7 protein-coding genes are annotated in these 8,573 nt (G+C 70.5%); 4 read left to right on the top strand and 3 right to left on the bottom strand.

The window, feature by feature from the left end; translation table 11 throughout:
- Positions 1 to 101: 101 nt before the first annotated feature.
- Positions 102 to 932 (bottom strand): aldo/keto reductase, encoded by an 831-nt coding sequence (locus ACWGH4_RS25495; RefSeq protein WP_453465021.1) that lies wholly within the window; start codon positions 930 to 932, stop codon positions 102 to 104.
- A 306-nt stretch (positions 933 to 1,238) separates the two neighbouring features.
- On the opposite strand from ACWGH4_RS25495, the gene ACWGH4_RS25490 reads away from it, so the two are divergent.
- On the top strand, positions 1,239 to 2,015 hold the full coding sequence (locus ACWGH4_RS25490; RefSeq protein WP_453465018.1) for a Tat pathway signal sequence domain protein: 777 nt from the start codon (positions 1,239 to 1,241) through the stop codon (positions 2,013 to 2,015).
- Positions 2,016 to 2,023: 8 nt separating this feature from the next.
- Here the strand turns inward: ACWGH4_RS25490 and ACWGH4_RS25485 are convergent, their stop codons facing one another.
- Positions 2,024 to 3,847, bottom strand: coding sequence for an AMP-dependent synthetase/ligase (locus ACWGH4_RS25485; protein WP_453465016.1), 1,824 nt, complete (start codon positions 3,845 to 3,847; stop codon positions 2,024 to 2,026).
- Positions 3,848 to 4,196: 349 nt separating this feature from the next.
- Complete coding sequence (locus ACWGH4_RS25480) at positions 4,197 to 5,069, bottom strand: LysR family transcriptional regulator (RefSeq protein WP_453465013.1); 873 nt, start codon at positions 5,067 to 5,069, stop codon at positions 4,197 to 4,199.
- 197 nt (positions 5,070 to 5,266) lie between these two features.
- Here ACWGH4_RS25480 and ACWGH4_RS25475 point away from each other — a divergent pair, with 197 nt between their 5' ends.
- From ACWGH4_RS25475 to ACWGH4_RS25465, 3 genes are all read left to right on the top strand, one after another.
- Entirely contained in the window at positions 5,267 to 5,617 is a 351-nt protein-coding gene (locus tag ACWGH4_RS25475; RefSeq protein ID WP_453465010.1) for a CU044_2847 family protein, read from the top strand.
- A 6-nt stretch (positions 5,618 to 5,623) separates the two neighbouring features.
- Positions 5,624 to 7,669: a VMAP-related conflict system protein gene (locus ACWGH4_RS25470; RefSeq protein ID WP_453465007.1), complete on the top strand. Its 2,046-nt coding sequence runs from the start codon at positions 5,624 to 5,626 to the stop codon at positions 7,667 to 7,669.
- The coding region (locus ACWGH4_RS25465; protein WP_453465004.1) for an AAA family ATPase at positions 7,666 to 8,573 on the top strand (908 nt) is incomplete at its 3' end. The genes ACWGH4_RS25470 and ACWGH4_RS25465, both read left to right, overlap by 4 nt.

The raw sequence follows: 8,573 nt of genomic DNA, 5'->3' as shown, positions 1-8,573 counted from the left end.
GCCGCGGCGGTGCCCCGTCGTTCGACAGCGAACGGCGGGCCGGTTGCCCGGCCCGCCGTCCAGCGTCCTCGAAGGCTCCTCGCGCCCGCGGCGCAGGCCGCTCAGGAGTTGACGTCCGCCGGCTCCGGACCGAGCCGCCGGCCCTCGTCCAGGGCGGTGAACGCCGCCAGGTCGTCGGCGTCGAGCTCGAAGTCGAACACGTCGATGTTCTCCTGGATCCGGGACGGGGTCACGGACTTGGGAATGACCACGTTCCCGACCTGGAGGTGCCAGCGCAGCACCACCTGGGCGGGCGTGCGGTCGTGCTTGCGGGCGACCGCTACGACCGTCGGCGCCTGGAGGAGGTCCTTGCCCTGTCCGAGCGGCGACCAGGCCTCGGTGGCGATGCCGTGCTTCGCGTGGAAGTCCCTGAGAGCGGACTGCTGGAGCTGCGGGTGCAGCTCGACCTGGTTCACCGCCGGGACGACGGACGTCTCGCCGATGAGGCGCTCGAGGTCCTCGACGCGGAAGTTGGACACGCCGATGGCCTTGGCGCGCCCGTCCGCGAGGATCTTCTCGAACGCCTTGTACGTGTCCACGTACGTGTCCTTGGCCGGCATCGGCCAGTGGATGAGGTACAGGTCGACGTAGTCGAGCCCCAGCTTCCCGAGCGAGGCGTCGAAGGCGCGCAGGGTCGAGTCGTACCCCTGCTCGGAGTTCCACAGCTTGGTGGTGACGAACAGCTCCTCGCGGGCGATCCCGGAGCCGGCGACGGCCTTGCCGGTGCCCGCTTCGTTCCCGTAGATGGCGGCGGTGTCGATGCTGCGGTAGCCCGCCTCCAGGGCGGTCGTGACCGTCTGCGCCGCTTCGTCGTCGGGCACCTGCCAGACACCGAAGCCGAGTTGCGGCATCGCGACGCCGTTGTTGAGGGTGATGAAGGGGACCTTGCTCACGAGCGGTCGATCCTTACGTCGGCGGTTGGTTTCTCCTATCGTCAACGATCATCCCCGTGGACGCATTCCCGCCCTGGAAGTTGGCGCGATACCACTCCGTCTCCTCGGTCCAGACCATTGACCGCGACCCGTCAACGCGGGACTCTGCTTCAGATGGCTGAACGATGCACACCGACATGAACCGTGGTGCGGTGTGCGTCGTTCAGTGGAACTCCCGCCCCCCACATCTCAGGGGTCGTCGCGCTCCGGCTGCGGGACACGACACCGGCCGCCCGGCTGCCTCTACCGCAAGGAAGGACCACCGACATGAACGCATCCCGCAGGGCGGTGCTCGGCGCGGCACTCGGCGGCGCGGTCGCGGCCGGACTGCCCGTGACCCCGGCGAGCGCCGCCTCCTGGCAGCTGCGCTGGTCACCCTCCGCGAGCCGCGACGGGCTCCGGGCCTTCGAGACGATCGAGGACGACCGGGCCGGCTCGCACCCCTCCGGCGCACCCCACATCCGCACCGAGGGCGACAACTTCCGCTTCGCCATGCACACGGCCGACCGTGACACGCACACCGACCGGCAGCGCAACGAGGTCACCGGCTGCCGCAACGGCGATTCGTACCTCCGCTGGACGTCCGGACAGACCTGGCGGATCACCTACTCGATGTTCCTGCCCAGCTCGCTCAAGGCGACCACCACCTTCACCCACATCATGCAGATGAAGCAGCCGGGCACCGGCACGTCCCCGATCCTCGTCCAGTCGCTGCGGCGCGTCGGCGGCGTGCAGACCATCGAGCTCAAGGTGTTCACCGGTGACGTCCTCGTCGGCCGTACCGACCTCGGACCGCTCCACGACAAGTGGACCGACGTCGACCTGCGGATGAAGATCGGCAACGGCACGTCCGGGACCGTGCGCTGGATCCTCAAGAGCGGCGGCGCCACGGTGATCGACGCGTCCGAATCGGGCGTCGACACCTTCCTCGCCGACCGCGTCCGCCCCAAGTGGGGCATCTACCGCTCGCTCGGGGACACTTCGGGCTCGCTCCAGAACTGCCACATGCTGCTGACCCGGATGCGGGCCTACCAGCTCGTCTGAGTCGCGTTTCAGCCGTAGAGGGCGTCGACCTCGGCGGAGTAGGCGTTCTCGATCGCCTTCCGCTTCAGCTTCAGCGACGGTGTCAGCAGCCCGTGCTCCTCGCTGAAGGGATGCGCCAGTATCCGGAACGTACGGATCGACTCGGACTTGGAGACCAGAGTGTTCGCGGCGACCACCGCGCGGCGGATCTCCATCTCCAGGTCCGGGTCGCGCACCATCTCCGCGGGCGGCAGCGGCGGCCTGCCCTGGATGGCCAGCCAGTGCTCGACCGACTCCTGGTCGAGGGTGACGAGCGCCGCGATGTAGGGCCGGTCGTTGCCGACGACGATGCACTGCGCGACCAGGGGATGCGCCCGCACCCGCTCCTCCAGCCCGGCGGGCGAGACGCTCTTGCCGCCGGAGGTCACCAGGATCTCCTTCTTCCGCCCGGTGATGGTCAGATAGCCGTCCTCGTCGAGCGCGCCCAGGTCGCCGGTGGCGAGCCAGCCGTCGTGCAGCACGGCGTCGGTGGCCTTCGGGTCGCCCAGGTACCCCTGGAAGATGTTCGCCCCGTGCAGCCAGACCTCGCCGTCCTCGGCGATGTGCACGGTCGTGCCGGGGATGGGCAGGCCGACGGTGCCGTAACGGGTGCGCTCGGGCGGGTTCGCGGTGGCCGCGGCCGTCGACTCGGTGAGTCCGTAGCCCTCGAAGATGGTGACACCGGCGCCCTCGAAGAACAGACCGAGCCGCCGGTCCATGCCGGACCCGCCGGACATCGCGTGGCGCACCCGGCCGCCCATCGCGTCGCGGACCTTCCCGTACACCAGCTTCTCGAAGAGCTGATGCTGCATACGCAGACCCGCGGAGGGGCCCGGGCCGAGACCGAAGGCGCGGTGCTCCAGAGCCTCCGCGTACCTCACGGCCACCTCGACGGCCTTGTCGAAGGCGCCCGCCTTGCCGGCGCTCTCCGCCTTGCGGCGGGCGGCGTTGAAGACCTTCTCGAAGATGTAGGGGACGGCCAGGATGAACGACGGCCGGAACGCGGCCAGATCGGGCAGCAGCGCGGTGGCCTGGAGCACCGGCTGGTGGCCCAGTTTGACCCGTCCCCGGATCGCGGCCACCTCGACCATCCGGCCGAAGACGTGCGACAGCGGCAGGAACAGCAGGGTGGAGGCCTCGTCACCCGGCTTGGAGTGGAAGACCGGCTCCCACCGGCCGATCATCGTGTCCGCCTCGAACATGAAGTTGGAGTGGGTGATCACGCAGCCTTTGGGGCGGCCCGTGGTGCCGGACGTGTAGATGATCGTGGCCACCGAGTCCGGCGTCACCGCCCGCCGGTGCCGGTGCACCACGTCGTCGTCGATGTGCGCGCCCGCCGCGACCAGCTGCTCCACCGCGCCCGCGTCCAGCTGCCACAGCCGTTTCAGCAGCGGCAGCCGGTCGATCACCGAGCCGATCGTCATGGCGTGGTCCTCGTACTCGACCATGCACGCGGAGACCTCGGAGTCGTGCAGCATCCAGAAGACCTGCTCGGCCGACGACGTCGGGTACAGCGGCACGGACTGGGCCCCGACGGTCCACAGCGCGAAGTCGAACAGCGTCCACTCGTAGCGCGTACGGCACATCAGGGCGACCCGGTCGCCGAACCGGACGCCGTGCGCGAGCAGCCCTTTGGCCAGTGCCAGCACCTCGTCACGGAACTGCGCCGACGTCACGTCCTGCCAGTGGCCCTCACTGTCCTTGCGGCCGAGCGCGACGTGGTCGGGGTCGTCGAGGGCATGGTCGAAGACCGCGTCCGCAAGTCCGCCGACCTGAGGCGCCGCGGCCAGGGGTGGGACAGTGAACTCGCGCAATGGCTGCTCCTTGTGGCGCTCCGCACAGCGCCGTGACCGTACCCCACGATTTCGTCGGGCGGGAGGGTCCTCGTGAACTGTGGACGAAAGACGTAGGCACAGGTCAGCGGTGGTGAGCGGGGAGCGGAGGGGTGCACGGGAGCCGATTACTGACTGGTCGGTAAGGAGTCCGGCCCGCAATCTCCACCGAATCTGTACCGCGTGATCACCGGCGCTCTACGGGCGATGGTCCCGGTCCGTACCGGATGGAATGCTTCCGCCGAGTTTGCGCCGCACCGCGTTCCGTCGCGGGGCCGTCGCCGTTGCCGCGAGCGCCGCCGGGCGGCCACCGTTTCCGGGAGCGCCGCCGTCAGCGGGGCGCGGGGCCGTGCAGCCGGTCGCCCGCTGCCAGCAGCGAGGCCGCCAGCGCCTGCGCGGCCTCCTTGGCCGCGTCGCTGCGGCGGCCCTGGAGAAGCACGAAGTCGACGGTGCCCAGCTCGGGCAGCCCCGCCCGTTCCGGCACCGTCACCAGGCCCGGCGGGATCAGGCCCCGCGTGTGGGCCATCACGCCCAGACCGGCGCGGGCGGCGGCCACCAGTCCGCTGAGGCTGCCGCTCGTACAGGCGATGCGCCAGGACCGTCCGGACTGCTCCAGCACCTCCAGGGCGCGGGCCCGGGTCACGGCCGGCGGCGGGAAGAGGATCAGCGGCAGCGGGCGCTCCGGATCCACCCGCAGTCCCTCGGCCGAGATCCACACCATGCGGTCGCGCCAGACCAGCTCACCGTGCGTGGCGCCGGGGCCGCGCTTGGCGAGCACCAGGTCCAGCCGGCCCGCCTCCAGCCGCTTGTGCAGGGTGCCCGACAGCTCCACGGTGAGCTCGAGGTCCACCTCGGGATGATCGCGGCGGAACGCCTCGAGGATCTCCGGCAGCCGGGTCAGGACGAAGTCCTCCGACGCGCCGAACCGCAGCCGCCCGCGCAGCCGGGTCCCCGTGAACCAGGCGGCGGCCCGCTCCTGTGCCTGAAGGATGGTGCGGGCGAAGCCGAGCATGGCCTCGCCGTCCTCCGTCAGCTCCACGCTGTGGGTGTCACGGTTGAACAGCGGCCGGCCGGTGGCGTCCTCGAGCCGGCGCACATGCTGGCTGACCGTCGACTGGCGCAGCCCCAGCCGGCGGGCGGCCTGCGTGAAGTTCAGCGTCTGCGCGACGGCCAGGAACGTACGCAGCTGGGTCGGGTCGTACATGCGGCGAGGCTAACCCGTCCGTCCTCGCGCGGGCCGGAACCGTCCGCCCGTCCACTGGCCGTCGGTCGCGGCGCCGGGCGGCCGGCGCCGCCCTCCCGTATCCGGCCAACCGGCCCACTCCGACGACCTCCATGCGCCACAATCATGCGGACGACCACCTGCTCCGGTGGCCCGCTGTGCCGAGGGGGAGATCAGTGATGGATGCCGAGATCGTCGAACTGGACCTGCCCGGCGGAGGCACGGTACTGGTCAGGGCGGACCAGGTTCACGGCGACACGGCAGCAGAGGACTTCGACGAGGGGCCGACCAACGTCGGGCTGCGCGAGGCATTGTCCTTCTCCGCGGTCAGCAGCGCGATCCGCGGTGTCGCCGCGGAAGTCCACCGCGCGCTCGAAGCGGCCGCACCGGATGTGGCCGAGGTCGAGCTCGGTTTCGAAATGGCGCTCAAGGGCTCACGCATGGTGTGCCTGCTGGTCGACTCGGAAGCGAAGGCAACCATCCGTGTGCGTCTCGAATGGCACAAGGACGCACCCACGGCCGGGCAGTGAACGCACTTGGACGCCTTGGGATCGTTCCTCACCCTCGTAGGGCAGTTCGTCGTCCGCGTGCGCGGTGACGGCATACGTGGCGGAACAGGGTTCCTGGCCGCGCCGGGACGTGTGCTCACCTGCGCCCATGTCGTGAGCCCACCGGGCGCCGGCTCGGGCTCCGTCCGTACCGCCGACCGTGTCCGGGTGCAGTGGGCGGGCGGCGACTACGACGGGACGGTGCGGGCGGAGCCGGCCGAGCACCGGGGTGAGCGCCTCTGGCGCTACCCGGACCTTGCCGTGATCACGTTGCCGGAACCGCCGCGGGGCCACTCGTGGCTGCCTTTGTCGGATGCCGTCCCCGCGCTCGGGAGCCGGCTCTACGCCGCCGGCTTCAGTGCCGTGTACGAACGCGGCAGTCCTCAACTGGGCGGCGCCACGGTCGAGTTCGAATCGCCGCACACATACGACGGCCACGAGATGCTGAAGGTCAAGGGCGGGGAGCTGGCCCCGGGTATGTCCGGAGGGCCTTTGCTGGACCCGTCGTTGGGGCGGGTCGTGGGGCTGGTCACGACAACACGCAAGGACGGCTGGGACCTGGGCGGGCTCGCGCTGCCCGCCTCCGCCGTCCGCGACCGCTTCCCCGATGTGTGGGCCGACAACCAGCACGCGGACCGGCCGGACGACCACTTGTGGGACCTGGTCACAGAGCTGCGGCACGAGTCCGCTCACCGCCGGCTGCTGTCGCACGCGGAACGCCGCGCACTGGTGGCCGCCGCCGCCGGGCTGGGCATGGACCCCAACGCGCTGTACTGGCAGGCGGTCGGCAGACTCGGTCGTGCACCGGACAAGCCTCTGGAGGACTTCGCGGCGCTGGTCCGCGAATGCGCCGATGCGCAGCCCGCCCAACTGGGAGCGGTCCATCCGCTGGTGCGTCTCGTCGAACTGATCAGGGCCGAGCAGGCCCGTGGGTCCCGCGGCGACCAGGCACGGATCGCCCCGGCGGAGACGACCGGGGACCCGGACCGGATCCGGGACCTGCCCGCAGCCATCGCGTCACGGCTGGGGCAGCCCTACACACCCCTCGAGGAGGCCGTCGGTTCGCAGCCGGTGCGGGGACCACGCTACTCGTCCATCGAGGTCAGGCTGTCCCCGCTCGGGTCCAACCGGCGTCGCTACCTGCTCAGCATGTGGAAGCGCACCGACACGATCGGCGATTCCGTGCCCGTCCTCTGTCTCGACAAGGGACTGACGTTCAGCCAGGCGCGGGACCACGTGCGCAAGATGCTGCCGGAGACGGTGGCGCAGATGCGGGAGTACGCAGAGAACCTGGTGATCGAATTCGCCCTGCCGACTCCGCTGCTGGCCAAGGCGATGGTGGACGAATGGGATCTCGGCAATGCCTGGGCACCGCTGGGAACCATGTTCGTCGTCGTGCTGCGCGCATCGGACCGGGCGCCGGTGACCCACGGGAACTGGGTGAGCCGGTGGAGACGCCTCCAGTCCGGGGCGCACGAGGACGTCGCGATCGTCGACTGGGTCGACTGCCACGACGACAGCGACATCGGCGAGATGTTCGCGACCCTCATGAGCACCGAGTCCCTGTCGGTCCTCGGGATCTCTTACCAGCCCGACAGCGGGACGGCGAAGCTGGCGCTGGAGGCCGCACTGTACGCGGGTGTCCCCGCCGCCATCTGGCCCCGGACCTCGTGCCCGGAACACTCCGGGGACGGAGCGGGACACCGGGGCGCCGGCTCCCCGCCGGGCGGCGGGCGGCCCGGCGGGATGTGCGCCGGTGACCGCTTCCAGCGCTCGGTCGCACAGCAGATGTCGGGGCAGCCGCTCTCCGACCTCCCGAGGCTGGTGAAGAAGCTGCGCATCGACGCGCGTACGAGGGGACAGGACCCGGATCACTGCGGGCGGGCCCTCACTCTGCTGTGGGACGACCCCACCCGCGCAGCGCCCGACGCCGGTGCGCCGGCCCTTGCCGGGCCCTCGGACGGAGCCACGGCGCAGCCCCCGGCGGAGCCGAGAACACCACGACGACCCGGTAAAGGAGAGCAGCGCTGGTGAGCGACTGGCGAGTCTTCCGCGGCACCGAGGTGCCGCACGACGGAATCGACACCCTTCCGGCCCCGCCGAGTTGGCGTGTCTTCGACGACGGACCCGTCGTTCCGCCGGTGGTCGGGGGCTGGAGGCCGGCGGACATCGAGCGGGCCAAGCTCTACCGTGCCGACCCGGACGTGCTGGACCTCGTCAACGCGGCCCTCTATCTGAGGCGCCCCCTGCTCGTCACAGGCAAGCCGGGAGTCGGGAAGTCGACTCTCGCTCTCGCGATCTCCTACGAGCTGAATCTCGGGCCCGTGCTGCGCTGGCCGGTCACCAGCCGGACCACGCTCCAGGAGGGGCTCTACAAGTACGACGCGATCAGCCGGTTGCACGACGTGAGCCTGAACAAGGGCGACGCCGACATCGACATCGGCAGGTACATCACCCTGGGCCCGCTCGGTACCGCCCTGCTGCCCTACTCCCGCCCACGCGCCCTGCTCGTCGACGAGATCGACAAGGGGGACATCGATCTGCCCAACGACCTGCTCACTGTGTTCGAGTCGGGCGACTACCAGATTCCGGAGCTCGTGAGAGCGGCCCGGAGCCGGCCGACCGTCCATGTGAGCACGGCGGACGGGGGTCCGTCGGTCCCGGTGAGCGACGGGCAGGTGCGCTGCCGGTCCTTTCCCGTCATCGTGCTCACCAGCAACGGTGAACGGGAGTTCCCGCCCGCCTTCCTGCGCCGCTGCATCGTCGTCGACATCAGGCCGCCCGACCGTGAACAGCTCACCCGGATCGTACGGGCCCGCCTCGGCGACGAGATCAGCGAGACGGCCATGGATCTCGTCGAGCGCTTTCTGGAACGCCGCAATCACGGCGACCTGGCGACGGATCAGCTGCTCAACGCGATCTACCTGACCTTCCACGC

Source organism: Streptomyces sp. NPDC054847, assembly GCF_053610925.1.
This window is presented reverse-complemented; position numbering and strand designations above follow the sequence as displayed.

What these genes read in the sequence shown, in the direction of transcription:
- ACWGH4_RS25490 (WP_453465018.1), top strand. Translation starts at nt 1,239, where the DNA reads ATGAACGCATCCCGCAGGGCGGTGCTCGGCGCGGCACTCGGCGGCGCG.
- ACWGH4_RS25480 (WP_453465013.1), bottom strand. Translation starts at nt 5,069, where the DNA reads ATGTACGACCCGACCCAGCTGCGTACGTTCCTGGCCGTCGCGCAGACG.
- ACWGH4_RS25475 (WP_453465010.1), top strand. Translation starts at nt 5,267, where the DNA reads ATGGATGCCGAGATCGTCGAACTGGACCTGCCCGGCGGAGGCACGGTA.